Origin of the sequence: Streptomyces sp. NRRL S-244, assembly GCF_000717915.1 — a bacterium.
In the GTDB taxonomy this organism is placed as follows: domain Bacteria; phylum Actinomycetota; class Actinomycetes; order Streptomycetales; family Streptomycetaceae; genus Streptomyces.
On the sequence record NZ_JOCX01000025.1, the window covers coordinates 20,897 to 37,163 of the forward strand.

The following is a 16,267-nucleotide window of genomic DNA, read 5'->3' on the forward strand; positions in this document are numbered from 1 at the left end:
GGCCTCCCTACGATGGCAGGGCGCATAGTGCGTACACGTGATGGTAGATCTTCACGGGTGCGGCTGCCATCGCGTCCGGCGGTGCCGCGCGCCCTCGCAGGCGGCGCAGTACTTACCCTCACTTACCCTCGCGGCCTGGGGCTGGGCGGTCAGCCGCAGGTGCTCCGCGGCGCGGGTGCCGCCGAGGATTCGCCGCACCCCCTGACGACGGACGAGGAAGCGCTGCTGCGCGAGATCGGCCGGGTGATGGTCGTCCTGCCCCGCGTCATCGACGCCGACATGGTGCGAGAGCAGCGCCTGCCGCTCGGAGGAGCAGGGGCTGGTCGAACGGGCACGTGCGATGCGGACGCCCGCGGGTGGAACGCGGTCCTCAGCGATGCGGGCCTCGCCCGGCTGGAGCAGGCCTGGCCCTGCCACCTGGCCAGCGCCCGCCGCCATGTCTTCGACCACCTGGAAGACGCCGACCTGGCTCTGCTCGTCGGAGCGCTGAGGCGCATCGCCACCCCGCCGTCCTAACGGCCGGTCGGCCCGTCGGCCCCGGAGGCGGAGAAGCTTCGCGTGCTAAGGTTTTTGTGATCTAAGATGGTTGGTCATATTGCACGAGGGGGTGCTCCCGGTGGGCAGAAGGAGCATGCGCGAGGAGATCGTCGAGGCGGCGGTCGAACGGTTCCATGCCCGCGGGTTCAACGGGGCCGGCGTCAAGGACATCACCGACGGCGCCGGGGTCCCGAAGGGGTCGTTCTACAACCACTTCGAGAGCAAGGAAGCGCTGGCCGTGGTGGCCCTGGAGCGGTACGGCGAGAGCCGCCGGCTCCACGAGCTCACCGATGCGTCCGTCGATCCGCTGCTGCGGCTGCGGCGGCACTTCGAATTCCTCCGCGATGAGAACACCAGCCGGGACTTCACCCGCGGCTGCCTCATAGGAGGCCTCGGCACGGAGATGGCCGATCACAGCGACCTCATCCGCGAGGCGGTACGAACCGGCCTGGCTGGCTGGGAGCAGGCGCTCGCGGCCCCGATCGCAGAGGCCCAGGCGTCGGGCCGGGTGGCGGCGACCACGGACGCGCGGATGCTCGCCCGGTTCATCCTGAACGCCTGGGAGGGGACGCTCATCTCCACCCGGTCCGACCGTTCGGAAGACTCCTACGAGGTGTTCTTCGACGTGGTGTTCGGCACGCTGCTCGCCTGATGACACCGCCTGTCTGACGCCCTCTGCGTCAGACCGCCGCATCCAGCACGACACGGAAACGGGCTCCGCCGGACATCATGCGCTCGTACGCCTGGGGAGCCTGGGCGAGCGGCATGACCTCGGTCATGGGGCGGACGTCCCGGTCCGCGGCGAACCGGAGGTTGTCCTCGTTCTCGATGGAGCTGCCGGTCAGGCTTCCGCTGATCGTCCGGGTGCCGAAGATCAGGTCGCTGGTCTGCACCTGGATCGGATCGGGGGCGGCCCCGAGGACCACCATGTGGCCGCGCGGCGCCAGTCCGGAGACCAGTGGCGACATCGAAGCACCGCTCGCGGCGGTCGCGACGATCGCGGCCGCCCCGCCGAGCCGCCGCAGCGCCTCGCCGGCGTCCTCGGCGGAACTGTCGATGTAGTGGTCGGCGCCGAGCCGCTCGGCCAGCTCCGCCTTGTCGGCGCCCCGGGCGATCGCGGCGACGCGGTACCCGAGCCTGTCCGCGTACTGCACGCCCAGGTGCCCGAGGCCGCCGATCCCCTGCACGGCCACCAGGGCGCCGGGGGCGCCGGCGGCCTGCCGAAGCGCGCTGAAGACCGTCAGCCCCGCGCACAGGAGCGGTGCCGCGTCGATCGCGCTCAGCGTCTCCGGGATCCGTACGAGGCCGCTGGCCCTCGCGACCAGCACCTCCGCGTAGCCTCCGTCGATGTCGGTGCCCGTCTGAGGCTGATCCTCGCAGTTGACGAAGTCGCCGCGCCGGCAGAAGCCGCACACTCCGCAGTGGCCGTTCAGGTAACCCACGCCGACACGCTCGCCGACCCGCCACGTCGTCACCCCCGGGCCGACCGCGTCGATCACGCCGACGACCTCGTGCCCGGGAACCACCGGGCTGGACGGGTCGGGCCGCATCCCCTCGACGGCCAGGACGTCGGAGTGGCAGACCCCGCATGCCTCGACCCGCAGGCGTACGTGCCCCAGCGGTGGCTCCGGCGTCTCACGCTCCACCCACTCGAACTTCCGTGACCCGGTGACCTCGAACGCTCGGTATGTGGACATGTCATTCCCTCGTGTGTGTGGACTGGGCGGTCAAAATGACCGGTCGTCTCACTTCCATAGTGATCGGTCGTCTTGAACCCCGTCAAGCGGGCGGGGCGCGGCGTACGGGGTGGAGCGGTACGTGATCCATTTCTGGCGGAAGGCCGGAAGGCCGGAAGGCCGGATGGCGGGAGCGGGCAGCAAGGGTCGGCCGCCCGGCGTGCCGGAGCGGCCGAAGCCCTGCACGCTGGACGCATGCCGGACCAGACCGAGATCATCATTCATCCCGTGTCGCCGAAGGGCGGGCGGAAGATCACCGTGCACGCGCTCGGCGTGGACGCCGACCTCGGCCGCGCCCACCGCCCGGCCGACGTGTCCGAACTCCTGCGGCGCGCCGGCTTGGAAGGCGTGGACCTGTCCGAGGACGGACCGATCCGCTGGGAAGGCGGCGGCCCCGAGGTGTGGACCGCCGACACCTGACACGACTACTCGGCGTCGAGCAGCGGGGCTTCGCTTGACCGACCAGGTGTAGCGGGGGCCGTGTCCTGGATCGTGAGACGGGTTCGCTCCGCCCACGCGGCCACCGGCGGGCCCGCCGCCCCCAGAGCCGCGAAGAACGCGCCGAGCAGCAGCCAGCCCGCGTGTCCGAGTCCAAGGACTGCCGTTGTGAGGATCACCGGAGCCAAGGCCTGTCCGGCGTTGAAGCCGATGCCGAAGAGGCCCTGGTATTGCCCCTGGGCGTGGTCGGGGGCGAGGCCGAAGCCGAGCGCGAAGCCGGCCGAGGACTCCCACACCTCCCCGAGACTGTGCACGCAGACGGCGAGGACGGCGAGCCCTGGCGCGACCCAGACCGGAACGTCCGCGGTCAGGGCCATCAAGGGGCAACTGACCAAGAAGAGCAGCCCGGCGACGCGGAACGCCCGGCCGCCCTGGCGCGGTGTTTCCACCCGCGAGCCGATCCTGCTCTGGAGCAGTACGCACACCCCGCTGTTGACCGCGTAGACCGCCGCCACGGTCCAGCGGGGCGCGTCGGTGTGAGCGGAAAGCCAGATCGGCAGCAGCAGGGAGACGGTCTGGTATTGCAGGCCCATGGCGCCGTAGAGCGCGACGAAGGCCATGTACGGCCGGTCGGCCAGGACGGCCCGGCCGTGGTGCTCCCGGGGCCGGGGCAGGGGCTGGTAGTTCGGGACGCCGATCAGGGCGATCAGGCCGGCGCAGGCGAAGCTGGCGGCGTTGGCGAGGATCAGCGCGGTGTATGCCGGGCGGGTGTTGACCGAGACGGCGAACGCGGCGCCGAGGGTGCCCAGGACCACGCCGAGGTTGACGAACGTGCGGAGTTTCGCCCTGAATGCGGCCGGGCGTTCGCCGCCGGCGCGGGCGACGAGCGCACCGCCTGCGCTGCCGCTCGCGGTTGCTGCCAGCCGGTCCAGGGTGGCGATGAACGTGAACGTGACCCAGTCGTCGATGAAGACGAAAGCGGCCATCGCCGCGGCTTGCATCGCGACGGACGTCAGCCAGACCGTACGCGGCCCGTAGCGGTCGGCCAGATTCCCCGCCGGAACCCCGGCCAGCAGTCCGGTCACACCGGCGATCGTGAGGCCGACACCGACCTGTGCGGCGGGCAGGTGTACGACCAGCGTGAAGTAGAGCACCGAGGCGGTGTTGAACAGCCCGTTGCCCACCCGACTGACGAAGCTCGAGATGATGAGAGCGCGCTGCGGACCGTTCGGCGCCGATAAGCTGGATATCCGCTGCTTGGAACTCTTCCCGATCATGCGGAGCAGGCTAGCAGCGCCCCTTCCAGGACCTTCCAAGTGGGCCGGGTCGGCGAACGCTGCCTGTCAGGGCGCTAGCGCGCAGCGAGGCGCTCCAGCAGGGCGGCGCTGCGTGCCAGCAACGCCCGCTCCTCATCGCTCAGTTCGGCCTCGATGGCCTGCGCGAGCCAGCCGGCCCTGCGGCCGCGCTCCGCTTCGAGCGCGATCCGGCCCGCGTCCGACAGCTCGACCAGCGACTTGCGGCCGTCCGTGGGGTGCGCCCGGCGCGTGACCAGGTCCTGTTCCATGAGCAGCCCCACCGCCCGGGCCATCGACTGGGGGCGTACGCGCTGATCGGCGGCGAGGTCGCTGGTGGTCATGGCGCCGTTGCGGTCGAGCGCGCCGAGCACGGCGGCCTGGCCCAGCGGGATGCGGTCCTCGTGTTTGACGCGTCGGGTGAGCTTGCCCATCGCGGTGCGCAGTTCGGTGGCGATGGCGGCGGCTTCCGAGGTGGGCATAGGGCACCTTACCCCGGTGGTCAGCATTGCTGTGCACCTGACCTGCACAGCAATGCTGTACAGCAAAACTGCGCAGCATTGCTGTACGGTTTGGTGTTGCCGGGCTCAGCGTCAGCGTCGTCGCAGCCGGGGCCACGGCATACGACCACGGGAAGGAACTCCCATGTCCGCACAGGCAGTCGGAACCGTCGACGCCGCCATCGAGACCGTCACCGCCCGCCGGATCATCGACAGCCGGGGCAACCCCACGGTCGAGGTCGACGTCGTCCTGGCGGACGGGTCCCTGGGGCGCGCGGCCGTCCCCTCCGGCGCCTCCACCGGTGCCCGGGAGGCCGTGGAACTGCGCGACGGGGACTCCGCGCGCTGGCACGGCAAGGGCGTCGACCGCGCGGTGGCCCACGTCAACGGGGAGATCGCGGCGTCCGTACGCGGCAGGGACGCGGCGGACCAGGCGGGCCTCGATGCCGCGCTGGTCGCCCTCGACGGCACCGCCACGAAGTCCCGGCTCGGCGCCAACGCGATCCTCGGCGTCTCCCTCGCCGCGGCCAAGGCCGCCGCGGCGGCCCACCGCCAGCCCCTCTACCGCTACCTCGGCGGCGCCGACGCCCACCTCCTGCCGCTGCCGATGATGAACATCGTCAACGGCGGCGCCCACGCCGACAATCCGCTGGATTACCAGGAGTTCATGATCGCGCCCGTGGGCGCGGACACCTTCGCCGAAGCCGTCCGCATGGGCAGCGAGGTCTTCCACACCCTGCGCCGCGACCTGCTGGCCGCCGGGCACTCCACGGGCGTCGGCGACGAGGGCGGCTTCGCGCCCGCGCTGCGTACCGCCGAGGAGGCGCTCGACTTCGTGATGGCAGCCATCGAGCGCACCGGCTACCGCCCCGGCACGGACATCGGTCTGATCATGGACCCGGCGTCGTCGGAGTTCTTCCGCGACGGGGTGTACGACTACGCGGGCGAGGGAGTGCGCCGCACCCCCTCCGAGCACGCCGACTACCTGGCCAAGCTCATCGACGCCTACCCGGTCCTCTCCATCGAGGACCCGATGGCGGAGAACGACTGGGACGGCTGGCGCGAGCTGACCGCCCGCGTCGGCGACCGGTGCCAGCTCACCGGCGACGACGTGTTCTGCACCAACGAGACGCTGCTGCGCGAGGGCATCCGTACCGGTGTCGGCAACTCGGTCCTGGTCAAGGTCAATCAGATCGGGACCCTGACCGAGGCGCTGGCCGCGGTGGCCACGGCCCACCAGGCGGGCTGGACGGCCGTCATGTCGCACCGCTCGGGCGAGACGGAGGACACCACCATCGCGGATCTGGCGGTGGCGACCGGCTGCGGTCAGATCAAGACGGGCTCGCTCTCCCGCTCCGACCGTACGGCGAAGTACAACCAACTGATCCGGATCGAAGAGGAGTTGGGTGCCTCGGCGCGCTTCGCGGGCCGCTCCGCGCTGCGGCGGGCGTGAAGGGCAGAATCGGGCTGGCTCGGCGCCAGGTGCTGGTGTCGACGATCTCGCCGGTCTCCAGGTGGATGCGGCCTCCGGCTCCCGCTCGGCCGGCGTTCATCAGCTGCTTCCTCGGCCGTTCTCGGCCGGGGGCAGGGGGCGCTTGTAGTAGCGCCACGGGAACCAGCCGTTGCCGACCGGGATCCATCCCTCGGCTTCCAACCGCCGTTGGCGTCCGCCGTAGGCCAGCGACATCCGGCAGTGCTGCCAGGGGTGGCCGGAGGCCTCCACCTCGTGGAAGAAGGCTCCGTAGCCGACGAGATGCCACCCGTCGCGCCCGGCTTCCTCGAGGGCGGCCATCTCGTTGAACGCGGTCAGGGGGGTGAGGGTACGGCGCTTCGGAGCATCGGGACCGCTGCCGGACGCGCCGGACCGTACGGCGTCCTCCGCCTTGTTCGAGAACCGCTGCTGCGCAGCCTGGCGGCTCACGCCCAGGACGCGCCCGATGGTGTCCCAGCTGTGCCCGGCCGCTCTGGCGCCCTGGACGGCCTCGCGCAGCAGTCGGCTCGCCTCCTCGGCGCCGACGCGGGAGGCATCGACCAGCCGCAGGTAGCCGGCCGCGTCGTGCTCGAGGGAGTCGGCCAGATTGGCGGAGACGTCCAGTACGGCCGCGGCGATGCCCTCTCGGATCCGCGCGGACTCCTGGGGACGCAAGGGTTCGCTGTTCAACGTCGCGCTCCGGCAAGGGGTTCGAGGGCGTCGAGTATTTCCTCGTCGCTGCGTACGCGGTCGGCCGCGGCCCGGGCTGTCTGTGCCATCTTCAAGATCGACATGCGTCAAGGAAACCTTGACGCGGGTGGCTTGTCAAGAACTCCTTGACGCCCAGGGGGGAGTCGCAGGGCCGACCCGCTCCGCCGCGGAGTTCCGCTGCGGACGCAAGGCGGCTCGTGCCCGGAGGTGGCTCCAATCACCGGGATCACGCGCCGATTTCTTAGCATCAGAGGCCAACTATTCGCCCGGCCTCCACCAGGACGACTACAAAGGACCGAACCGATCCGAACCCTGCGATGGGGATGATGTCAAAGGCGGTGGATGCGATGCGCATGTACGCGTACAGCACGATTGAACCGAACGCGGTCAGATTACTTCAGGGAAGGCCGAGTCCCGGCTACCTCCCGTGATGTGGGCGGCCATGCTGAAACCTGTGTGGTTTTCCCCGACGCACGCATCGGTGGACGAGTATCGGCACCTGACGTCGACGATCCGGTCGAGGGCCGAGAATGCTCAGGGATTTTTCGGCGGGGCCTCGCGCCGACCGGGGGAGATGGCCCACATCCCCCTCCGTATTCAGCTGCGGGGTTTGTCCATCGAGCTCTACATCGAGCTCGGCCTGCAGAATGCGGGCATGCGCATCGCCGGATTCCGCAACACTTTCGAGAACGGGCAGGCACCGCCGGAATCGTGCGCCCGCCTGGTACGGGACTCCATCGCACCACCGGGGATCCGCCGAACCGCAGTCCTGCCGTTCGGCGGCAGCCGCTCCGACCTGGAGGCGGCCGCCGCCGTTCGGCGTTCGGGGATCGTCCTGGGGCGCCGGCCCCTGGGCAACGCGGTTGTCTGGCTGCACCAGAACCGCGATCCGAAGTGGACCGCACACGGAATGCTCGTGCTCTCGGAAATGATTTGTGAGGCCGCCCGATACCCGGCCCTGGCCGATGCGATGTCACGTATCTGGATGATCGGCGGCCGCCTGTCGGCCGCAGCACCCGCCTGAAAATTCCTTACCCGGCATCAATACGCAGGCGTTGGGGCATCGAATAAGGAGCGATCCCCTCGCCAGGAGCTCCGGCGTTCTGGCGAATCTCCGCGGGACCTCACAGTTCAGGTGAAAGGAGGGTCAGGCGCAGGAGCACGGAAAGTGCCAGCAGTGCCGGAATGGCGAACCACACCCTGCGCAGCCACTCGGCCTTCACGAACACCCACGTGAGCAGTGCCGTCACGAAGGCCAGAGCCAGAGCCAGGCCGGCTGCGATGCCGGAGTGGGCGGCGGTCTCACTGTCCCAGGGGCCACGCGGCTGAGCCGCATAGGCGAGCATGGCGAGGTAACCGGTCGCCAGGTTGCCCACCATGAGGAAGAGGGCGCATACGACAGTACCCACCCTGCGGGAGTCACCGCCGGGGCGCTGCTGGGCCACATTCCTCGTCTCGTTCACCGCAACGCTCTCCCCACGTCGTCCGGACTGCCGTCGAACAGCCGACCGTATACCTCCGCACCTCCGATGACCGGGTGCGGGTACGTGGGTCACAGAACGCGGAAGGGCGGCATGAAGGGTCGCTGGTCCGGTCCGCCGTTGACTCGGATACCCCGAACAGTGGGGCGAGTTGACGTGTCATCAGGTTTGTGTGCCAGTGCGTCGCGGTTCGGGACGGGGCCGCTGCGTTGGTGTCCGTCAGCGGCGCGCCGGCGCCGAAGACGAACACCAGGATGGCGATGCCGGCGGTGACCATTCCAACGGCAACGCGACCGCTCAACTTGAGCGAGTCGATCGTCGGCAGGCCGAAGGCCTTCCCGACCAGGTAGGTGATCAGGCTGATGACGAGCACGGTGATCATCAGCAGGCCGACGAGGAGCAATACGAATGCCAGACGCGCGGGCATGGCAAAACCTCACGATGATGTCGGTGGTGATGGAAAGGTGATGATGGAAAGGTGACGGTGGAGCCGGCTCATCGGCGGTCTCAGCGACGGGTGCGGTCGCTCCAGATGCTCCGGTTGACGACCATGGCGGAGACTCCGATGGCGATGGTGAGGACGCTGTCGGGAATCAGCCCGATCATGGTGGCGGTGAACACGCAGGGGAGCACGGCCATCGTGATCGGCACGCGGAGCGAGGCGAGGTTCCTGCGCTGGGGCGCCTTCGGGAGGTTCTCCGGCCGGGCTGCCGTCCGAAAGGCGTTCTCCGTCATCGTGACTGCGTCCAGAGGCTCCTCCTCGACAAGCCCATCCCGCTCGTGGACGGAGGCTCGCCGAAGCAGGTCCAGTCGGTCGTCAACGTCGTCGGCCCAGTCCGGCCTGACCAGCTCACGCCCCAGCAAGCGGCTGAGGAGGAGCTGCAGCTTCGTCGGGAGGTTGTCCCGGCTGTGCAACGATCCGTCCATGTCGGTCCGGTGGATCTTCATGCCTGTCCTCCCTGCGTGCGCGGCGTGATCGGGAACTGCTCGGGGTGGAGGCGGAATTCGCGAAGCCGCCGCCGGCCACGTTCGATGTTCCGGGTGACGCTGGCCGGCTGGATGAGGAGGACTTCGGCGATCTGCTCGGTCTCGTAGCCGATCACGTGGAGCAGCAGGCACTCCCGCTGTGCCTTGGGCAGGTGCTGCTCGATCACGGCGAGGATCTCCTGGAGTCCGTAGATTTCCTCGGGCTCCGACCACACGTGCAGAAGGCCGCTGAGCGGAATGAAGGCCGGGCCTCGCCGGTCCTTCCGCCGCTGTTCCAGCGCCTTGCGGGTGGTGACGGTGGTGATCCACGCGTGCGGGTTTCTGATGTGGGTGCCGCCACGCAAGTCGACGATCAGGAGGGCGAACGCTTCCTGGATGCGATCGTCGGCATCCGACAGATCGCAGTTCTGGATGGAGCGGACCGTGTGTCGCAGTTGGCCCATGAGTTGCCGGTCCCCGCTCATCGTCGTGACCAGCGTCCGGATCTGCTCCTCGGGCATCGGGAGGCCCTCGGGCATCGACGCACCGAAGATGGTTGCCAGCCTCACGCGGCCACCTCCGTGGGGATGACCAAGCGGGTCCCGAGCACCACTTCGGCGCCCCTGAGTTGTTCCGTCATACCCATACCGATGCCAAAGCGGCTCCCAGCCCGACAGCCGGATCACGACTTCTTCGGGATCCTTTGCTCACGAGGCCTGAGCAGAGTCTCCGAGGGTGGGTGACGGCCACGTCGGCGTCCTGCCCATGACGACATTCCTGGCCCCTGGCTGCGGAGAGTCGAGGCGTACGAGTCATGCCTCCATCGATTCATGGCCGTACGAGACGCCCTGCGTAAATGACGTGCTCACCTGCCTCCACCGCCTGGGCCGACCCGGGGCCGGCGCGATAGCTTCGGCCGGAGTCACTTCACCCAGTCACGGACAACCCGGGGGAAGACATGACAGATGCGGTCACTCTCGCCGGGGTCAGCGCCATCGTGCTGGCCGAGGGCATCAGGTTCTGTTACGAGCAGGCAGGCGTACTGCTCTCCGGCTGGCAGGAGCGCAGGGCCGCGCGCCGGGAGGCGGGGACGGAGGCCGTCACCGTGAGGACGCCGGCCGCACTGGGCGGTGAAACATTCGACGCGGTAGTGGATCCGGCCCTGGTCGACGAGATCGCCGAGCCCCTCATCAGGGTACGCGGGCGACTTGCGAACGTCGCCGACGGGACGCTTGAGGCCGACCTCTCCGACCAGCAACTGCTGTCGGACTTCTGCACCGCGCGCGAGCTGCTGGAGCGGGCCTACGGCGTACGGCTGATGCTCACCGGCGAACTGCCCCCGGCCACGGGAGCTCCCGTGGTCCACAGCCACATCCAGATCGAGCACCTCACCGGCCGGGCACACGCCACCAGCGCGCACCTGGACGAGATCAACGGTGGCGCCACGGTCGACGCCAGTGCCACCGCCGGCACCGTGGACGGCGAAAGCCGCCTCGAAGGGCTTCGTGCCAAGCGGGTGGGAGAACCGACTCGGCGGGAGCACTGACCGGTGACGATCACGACGATCACCACCTTCGCCGACGTCGTCGACGCGAACGTCGACGACGCGGACACAGTGGAACGCACATGGCTGCTGGAGGCCGTGGAAAGCGCGGTGGGTGCGGGCGACGACGTCCTGGTGGTGGCCGAGCCGGGCGCGGGCAAGACGGGCCTGGCGGCGGCACTGGCGCACCGCAATCCGCAGTGGCTGCGCTACTTCGTCCGGAAGGACAGTGTCACCCGGCTGTCCGGCGGCGACGTGCAGACCTTTCTGCTTGCCATCGGCCACCAGCTCGCGGCGCAGCGGCCCGAACTGTTCGATCAGGGTCTGTTGGAGATGGTGGTCCGGCAGCGGATCGGCCAGGTCGGCCCCGACGCGGCGGTGACCGGCATCAGGATCGACGACCTGGTCGTCTCCCCGTTCTACCGCATCGCGTTGCTGGCCGAGCAGTGGGCGGACCGGGTGGACGGACGGTTGGAGGGGATCGTCATCAGCCGTGCCGAGGTCGAGCCGCGCCTCCTGCAGCCCGACAACCTCGCGATGCTCGCGCTGGGCGCCCCGGCAGCGGTGCTGGCCGGCCGGGCGCCGGGTGAGCGGATCGTCGTCGTGGTCGACGCCCTGGACGAATTGTTCGGATACCACGGCGGCGAGGGACTCCTGGACTGGCTCAGGTCCCGCCCCGAACTGCCGGCCAACGTGTCGTTCGTCATGACCTCACGACCCGGCCGGGAACTGCGCTCCCTCACGGCCGGCAGGGGCCGGCGACAGCCGCGGGAGATCATCATCAGCCCGGCCTCCGGAGACGTCCGCGACGACGTCGGCAAGTACGTCACCGCACTGGCCCGCAAGCCGGCCGCCGCCGACGTCATCGCCGGCCGGGACGGCGGAGCCGCTCGGTTCCGCACCTCGCTGGTCGCCCGTGCGGACGGCAACTTCTCCTACGTCGTCTCCTACTCCCGGGCCCTGCTGGCCGCGTTGGGGCGAAACGACACGGCGACCGTGGACAGGCTGCTGTCGTACGAGGAACTGCCGCACGGACTGGACGAGATGTACGGCTTCTTCCTGGACCTCGTGCGCAGCGGCGTCGAGCAGATCGGGGTGCTGACCGTCCGCACCCCGCTGTCTCCCGAGGACCGCGCGGTGCCGGCCTGGGAGGGCGTGGGCCGGCCCGTGCTCGCCGTCCTCGCCGTGGCGTTCGAACCGGTCTCCCGCGAGCAGGTCATCCGGCTCGGCGGCATCCGCGTGTGGCCGGACGGGTGCAAACCCGTGTTCGAGTGCTTCACCCCGTTCCTGGACATCGAGAACGGCGCGATGCGGTTCTTCCACAGCTCTCTGGGCGAGTTTCTCGTCAAGCCGACCACGCGGGAGCGGTATCCGGACCTCGCCGTGGACCCGGCCGAATGGCACGCCCGGATCGTGCGGAGCTACCTCGACGGTACGGGGGCGGGCTCGCTGCGCGATCCCGACTGGGCCGCCATGGACCGCTACGGGCTGGCGCGCCTGCCCGAGCACGTGCTGGCCGGCGAGGCGGACGCGGGACCCGACGGCGAGGCGGTCCGGCTCGCCGACTTCGTGACCCCGCGCTACCGCCGGGCGCTGCTGCGGGAGTTCGGTGGCGACGAGCGGTTCAACGCCGTGCTCCAACTGGCCTCGGACGACGTCGTGTACCGGCCGTACGACGAGCGGACCGTGCCGGACGTCGTGTTCCTCGGGCTCGTACGGCGCGGGCTGCACGAGTCGGGATCGAACGTACCCCCGCTCGCCCTCGGCCTGCTGGTCCGTCTCGGCCGAACCGACGAGGCGTTGCAGAGGCTCTCGCTCCTCGACTCCACTGCCGCGCGCTTCCAGTGCCTGCAGCAGATGCGCCGCTTCGCCTCGCCCGATGAGATACGGCGGCTGGAGTCCCGGATCGGGCTTGAGGCCCTGGTCGACTGTGCGTTGGCGGTACCCGGCAGGGGGCTTCCGGAGCGGTCCACGCGGGACGAAACCGTCCTGAGTGCGGCGGAGGAGCTGGCGGCCGTGGACCTCGACCGGGCGCTCGCCCTGGCCGAACTCATCGGGCATGAGACACGGATGTCCGGCAGACCCTCAGCCGCCCCCAGGTTGCGTGACCGGGTGCTGCGGGCGGCCGCCGCCCGCGCCGAGCCGGACCGGGCCGTGGAGCTGATCGATCTGATGAGCGAGGAGCGGACCGTCGCCCTGCTCGATGTCGCCGAGCGGGTGGCGGACCCGGTCGCGCGGTCGCGGGTGCTGTCGCGGCTGGAGGCCGCTCTGGACGCGATGCCGGGCGAGGAGCCGCAGGCCCGACGGCTTCGCCGGCGCTGGGTGTCCGAGGCCCGGCTGGCCGTGCTCCTGCACGCCTCCGATCCGGAGCGGGCCACCGCGCGCATTGCCCGACTGCATGCGGGACTCGCCCAGGAGCGCACGGAATGGGCCGCTGAGGAGTTCCCTGACATCGGGCAGTGGGTCCGGGCGGCGGAGAAGCTTCGCGACATCGCGCCGCGTGACGCGGAGCGGATCCTCGACGGCGCCTGTACCGTGCCCGCGTCCAGCTCCACCAGCGGTACCCTCGCCACAGCCGCCGGCCTGTGGGCCCGGTGGTGTGAGCCCGAGCGCAGTCGGCAGGCGGCAGAACGGGCACTCGACTACTACCGGGGCCTCGGTTGGTTCGGCCCGGCCGGAGACATCGCACGCGTCGCCCTGAACGTGCTGCCCGTCGATGCCGCTTACAGCCGTCGGCTGCTGGACGAGGCCCTGGGCATGGTGCCCCCGCCGGACTCGGACATCTACCGTTCGGACCCGCACGTCGAATCCGTCGTCGCGAAGCTGGCGCAGACCCTGTTCGACCTGGGCCGGACCGACGAAGCCGTCGCGATGGCGAGGGAGCTGCCGCGCACCGGCCCGGTGCCCGGGTCCCAGCCCGACTGGGCGGACGACCGGGATTCGCTACTGGCCCGCTTCGCACGGGGTCTGCTGGAGGCATCTCCGCGGCGCGCCGAGGAACTGCTGAGCGAGTGTCTGCGCCGGCCGACGACGCCCGTTCCCGTCGACGTCCACGTCGGCGGCCATGGCGGCGCGGCGCCCAATCCCCTGTTTCGCCGGGAGGCGGAAGCCCCCGAACCGTCGGTCGACCCGTCACCGCACACCCTCTTGGAGGCGGCCGCCTACCTGTCGAACCTGCTGGAGTCCTACCGCGTCGCGCGCCTCGTCAGGTTCTTCTGGCACCCCTGCGACATCGCCAGGGCCGCCCTTCCCCCACCCGGCTTCTACGGGTCCACCCAGAGCTGGGATCTCGTCGTCCGCACGGCGGCCGAGACCCTGGCCGAGACCGATCCCGCTCTCGCGCGCCGGATTCTGGACCGGGTCACCGATCCGGTGGAGTCGGCCATCGGTCTCGCGGCACTGACGGCGAGGGCCCTGGCCACCGGAGATTCCGAGGCTGAGGCCCTGCGCCGGGAGTTGGACGCGTCGCTGGCCGCCCTTCCGCCGTACACCGCCGTGTTCGATGTGGACAGGCTGGATCCGATGGGTGTCTCCCGGCTGCTCGACCCGTCGGTCCGTGCCCGCTTCGAGTGCGCGGTCCGGCTCCACCCCGTGGCCCCGGAGGCGGCGATGGCCCTGGTGGAGGGGACCGGGGCCCGGTACCTCTCCCAGGCCATCGCCGCAGCGATCCTGTGCGGTGAAGCGGAGAGGATGGCAGCCATGCCGGACGCGCGACTGCGGCTCCTCCGGTACCAGGTGGAGCGGTACGCGGCGGCCCTCCCGGCCAAGTTGGCGCAGGGCGACCCGCCGGTCGTGTCAGTCGTCCTGATGCACTCCGCCCTCGTGCTGGCGGGCATCGGTGTGGCCGTGCCGACCGAGCCGATTCCCGGACCGGCCTACCGGGCCATGGCTCAAGTGCTGACCTCACCCGATGTCGCCACGGCGGTCGCCGTACTGGACGGGCTGCCCGCATCGGTGCTTCCGCACCATGCCGCGCTGATCACGGCGGTCGTCGCCGGCGGCGCGCTCCTCGTCGAGAGCTCCGGTACGGGACGGGTCCAGCACGGCACCAACGCCGCCGGGCTGACCCAGCGGGCACTGGCCCTCGCCCGCTCGATCCAGGACCCCGCTCTGCGGGCGCGCGGGCTGATCGCGGTGGTGGCGCAGCCGGGGCTCACGCCGTTCCTCGACCTTCCCGAGACACTGGCGCAGATCCGCGACGCGGTCGAGGCGGTGGACGAGCCGGAGCACTACGACGAGCTGCTGCGGGAGTTGTTCGTCGTGTCGCTGATGTATGACGCGGACCGAGCGGGCGAAGTGCTGCTCGCGAACGTCCGGCAGAACTGGCACTCGGCGATGGGCGCCCTGGCCGAGTCCATCGGCGTGCTGCTGGATCAGTTCGGCGTCGGTGTACTCGAGGCCATCCACCAGCGGGCCCTCGATGCCCAGGAGTGCCTGACCGACCCCTTCGACCACACCGAGCGCCCCGGCGGCGGCACGGGCGGTGGATGACGCAGTGTCAGAGCTCCGACGCCCGGCCGGGAAGATCGGGCTGCTCGGTGCTCCCACGAGGAGGTGGACGTTGCCGAGGTCCATGACGACCCGGGCGTCCGGCACGGCAGCGCAGACCGGTATGTGTACGTGGGCAGCGATTTTCTGTTGCCGGATCCGGTGGGTGTGCCTAGCCTCCGGACATGACCGTTGCCGGGTATGACGAGTTGGTCTCCGCTGCGATGGCTGCTCCCATCGAGGGGTGGGACTTCGGCTGGCTGTCCGGACGGGCCGAGGGTTCGGAGCCGTCGTGGTCCTATCCGGAGATCGCCCGCGCGCACATCGCCACCGCCGATCGCTTGCTGGACGTCGACACGGGTGGTGGCGAGCTACTGGCCTCGCTCCAGCCATTGCCCCGGCACACGTGGGCGACCGAGGGCTGGCTGCCGAATATCGCCGTTGCGCGTGATCGACTGGAACCACTGGGGGTCACGGTCGTGCCGGCCCCCGACCAGGCGCAACTGCCCCTCCCGGACGGGTCGATCGACGTCATGCTGAATCGACACGGAAGCCTGGCCGCGCACGAAGTCCGGCGTACGCTGCGCCCCGGCGGCATCCTGCTGACACAGCAGGTGGGCAGCCAAGACTGCGCCGGTCTGAACGAAGCCCTCAGCGCTCCTGCCGCGCACCAGCCGGGCAGTTGGACCCTTCAGACCGCAAGTGAAGCTCTGTGCGCGGCAGGCCTGAGGCTGACCCGGACCGAGGAAGAGTTTCCGGTGCTGACCTTTTACGACATCGGCGCCGTGGTCTACCACCTGCGCCTGGTCGCTTGGCAGATCCCCGACTTCGGCCCCCGGCGCTATGAAGCCGCGCTGCGCCGCCTCCACGGGCGGATGCGCTCTGAAGGACGTCTGGACGTGCGTGCTCACCGGTTCCTGATCGTCGCTGAGCAACCGGACGGACCTGCGGCATGCCCGTGAACCAGGGCGTCAGGCCCGTACCTGGGATGGGCTCGCAGAAGCGCCGGGTCGCCCTCAACGGGTCACCACGGACGAGTTGCCCGTGGCGCTGAGAACGGCCCCTTCTCGCAGCTCCGACCAGCCGCTGTTCCCCGTCGGTCTC

16 protein-coding genes are annotated in these 16,267 nt (G+C 70.1%); 8 read left to right on the forward strand and 8 right to left on the reverse strand.

Translation table 11 applies throughout. The features are described from left to right. Positions 1-159: 159 nt before the first annotated feature. Entirely contained in the window at positions 160-516 is a 357-nt protein-coding gene (locus tag IF02_RS0125500; RefSeq protein ID WP_030160782.1) for a hypothetical protein, read from the forward strand. Positions 517-616: 100 nt separating this feature from the next. Continuing rightward, positions 617-1,189: a TetR/AcrR family transcriptional regulator gene (locus IF02_RS0125505; protein ID WP_030160784.1), complete on the forward strand. Its 573-nt coding sequence runs from the start codon at positions 617-619 to the stop codon at positions 1,187-1,189. Between the two features lie 28 nt (positions 1,190-1,217). On the opposite strand, the gene IF02_RS0125510 is transcribed toward IF02_RS0125505, so the two are convergent. Further along, positions 1,218-2,234 (reverse strand): alcohol dehydrogenase catalytic domain-containing protein, encoded by a 1,017-nt coding sequence (locus IF02_RS0125510; RefSeq protein WP_030160786.1) that lies wholly within the window; start codon positions 2,232-2,234, stop codon positions 1,218-1,220. A 234-nt stretch (positions 2,235-2,468) separates the two neighbouring features. Between IF02_RS0125510 and IF02_RS0125515 the strand changes: the two genes are divergently transcribed. After that, positions 2,469-2,693 carry a hypothetical protein gene (locus IF02_RS0125515; RefSeq protein ID WP_030160788.1) on the forward strand — a complete coding sequence of 75 codons (225 nt, stop codon included), beginning with the start codon at positions 2,469-2,471 and terminating at the stop codon, positions 2,691-2,693. Between the two features lie 5 nt (positions 2,694-2,698). Here the strand turns inward: IF02_RS0125515 and IF02_RS0125520 are convergent, their stop codons facing one another. Beyond that, positions 2,699-3,988 (reverse strand): MFS transporter, encoded by a 1,290-nt coding sequence (locus IF02_RS0125520; RefSeq protein WP_078622323.1) that lies wholly within the window; start codon positions 3,986-3,988, stop codon positions 2,699-2,701. Positions 3,989-4,062: 74 nt separating this feature from the next. After that, positions 4,063-4,485 (reverse strand): MarR family winged helix-turn-helix transcriptional regulator, encoded by a 423-nt coding sequence (locus IF02_RS0125525; RefSeq protein ID WP_030160792.1) that lies wholly within the window; start codon positions 4,483-4,485, stop codon positions 4,063-4,065. A 163-nt stretch (positions 4,486-4,648) separates the two neighbouring features. Here IF02_RS0125525 and eno point away from each other — a divergent pair, with 163 nt between their 5' ends. Beyond that, positions 4,649-5,956 (forward strand): phosphopyruvate hydratase, encoded by a 1,308-nt coding sequence (gene eno / locus IF02_RS0125530; RefSeq protein ID WP_030160794.1) that lies wholly within the window; start codon positions 4,649-4,651, stop codon positions 5,954-5,956. 99 nt (positions 5,957-6,055) lie between these two features. Here the strand turns inward: eno and IF02_RS0125535 are convergent, their stop codons facing one another. Further along, positions 6,056-6,664: a hypothetical protein gene (locus tag IF02_RS0125535; protein WP_030160796.1), complete on the reverse strand. Its 609-nt coding sequence runs from the start codon at positions 6,662-6,664 to the stop codon at positions 6,056-6,058. A gap of 463 nt (positions 6,665-7,127) precedes the next feature. Here IF02_RS0125535 and IF02_RS0125545 point away from each other — a divergent pair, with 463 nt between their 5' ends. Beyond that, the gene (locus tag IF02_RS0125545; protein WP_234318325.1) at positions 7,128-7,709 is read left to right on the forward strand and encodes a ribosome-inactivating family protein; all 582 of its coding nucleotides are present in this window, start codon (positions 7,128-7,130) and stop codon (positions 7,707-7,709) included. A gap of 100 nt (positions 7,710-7,809) precedes the next feature. On the opposite strand, the gene IF02_RS0125550 is transcribed toward IF02_RS0125545, so the two are convergent. From IF02_RS0125550 to IF02_RS0125565, 4 genes are all read right to left on the reverse strand, one after another. Continuing rightward, positions 7,810-8,094: a hypothetical protein gene (locus tag IF02_RS0125550; protein WP_158708562.1), complete on the reverse strand. Its 285-nt coding sequence runs from the start codon at positions 8,092-8,094 to the stop codon at positions 7,810-7,812. A gap of 10 nt (positions 8,095-8,104) precedes the next feature. Then, entirely contained in the window at positions 8,105-8,593 is a 489-nt protein-coding gene (locus tag IF02_RS35245) for a DDE transposase family protein (protein WP_030160802.1), read from the reverse strand. A gap of 80 nt (positions 8,594-8,673) precedes the next feature. Next, positions 8,674-9,114 carry a hypothetical protein gene (locus tag IF02_RS0125560; protein ID WP_030160804.1) on the reverse strand — a complete coding sequence of 147 codons (441 nt, stop codon included), beginning with the start codon at positions 9,112-9,114 and terminating at the stop codon, positions 8,674-8,676. Further along, positions 9,111-9,701, reverse strand: coding sequence for an RNA polymerase sigma factor (locus IF02_RS0125565; protein ID WP_030160806.1), 591 nt, complete (start codon positions 9,699-9,701; stop codon positions 9,111-9,113). The genes IF02_RS0125560 and IF02_RS0125565 overlap by 4 nt, the downstream gene beginning before the upstream one ends. 389 nt (positions 9,702-10,090) lie before the next feature. On the opposite strand from IF02_RS0125565, the gene IF02_RS0125575 reads away from it, so the two are divergent. From IF02_RS0125575 to IF02_RS0125585, 3 genes are all read left to right on the forward strand, one after another. Then, a complete protein-coding gene (locus IF02_RS0125575) occupies positions 10,091-10,678 on the forward strand; it encodes a hypothetical protein (protein ID WP_030160808.1) in 588 nt (195 codons plus the stop codon). Between the two features lie 3 nt (positions 10,679-10,681). Beyond that, on the forward strand, positions 10,682-15,166 hold the full coding sequence (locus IF02_RS0125580; RefSeq protein ID WP_030160810.1) for a hypothetical protein: 4,485 nt from the start codon (positions 10,682-10,684) through the stop codon (positions 15,164-15,166). 182 nt (positions 15,167-15,348) lie between these two features. Then, positions 15,349-16,125 (forward strand): class I SAM-dependent methyltransferase, encoded by a 777-nt coding sequence (locus IF02_RS0125585; protein ID WP_051696533.1) that lies wholly within the window; start codon positions 15,349-15,351, stop codon positions 16,123-16,125. Positions 16,126-16,267 lie beyond the last annotated feature (142 nt).

Excerpts from the sequence above, each read along its gene's own strand:
- IF02_RS0125520 (WP_078622323.1), bottom strand. The coding sequence starts at position 3,988 with ATGATCGGGAAGAGTTCCAAGCAGCGGATATCCAGCTTATCGGCGCCG.
- IF02_RS0125545 (WP_234318325.1), top strand. The coding sequence starts at position 7,128 with ATGCTGAAACCTGTGTGGTTTTCCCCGACGCACGCATCGGTGGACGAG.
- IF02_RS35245 (WP_030160802.1), bottom strand. The coding sequence starts at position 8,593 with ATGCCCGCGCGTCTGGCATTCGTATTGCTCCTCGTCGGCCTGCTGATG.
- IF02_RS0125560 (WP_030160804.1), bottom strand. The coding sequence starts at position 9,114 with ATGAAGATCCACCGGACCGACATGGACGGATCGTTGCACAGCCGGGAC.
- eno (WP_030160794.1), top strand. The coding sequence starts at position 4,649 with ATGTCCGCACAGGCAGTCGGAACCGTCGACGCCGCCATCGAGACCGTC.
- IF02_RS0125525 (WP_030160792.1), bottom strand. The coding sequence starts at position 4,485 with ATGCCCACCTCGGAAGCCGCCGCCATCGCCACCGAACTGCGCACCGCG.
- IF02_RS0125585 (WP_051696533.1), top strand. The coding sequence starts at position 15,349 with ATGACCGTTGCCGGGTATGACGAGTTGGTCTCCGCTGCGATGGCTGCT.
- IF02_RS0125510 (WP_030160786.1), bottom strand. The coding sequence starts at position 2,234 with ATGTCCACATACCGAGCGTTCGAGGTCACCGGGTCACGGAAGTTCGAG.
- IF02_RS0125515 (WP_030160788.1), top strand. The coding sequence starts at position 2,469 with ATGCCGGACCAGACCGAGATCATCATTCATCCCGTGTCGCCGAAGGGC.
- IF02_RS0125575 (WP_030160808.1), top strand. The coding sequence starts at position 10,091 with ATGACAGATGCGGTCACTCTCGCCGGGGTCAGCGCCATCGTGCTGGCC.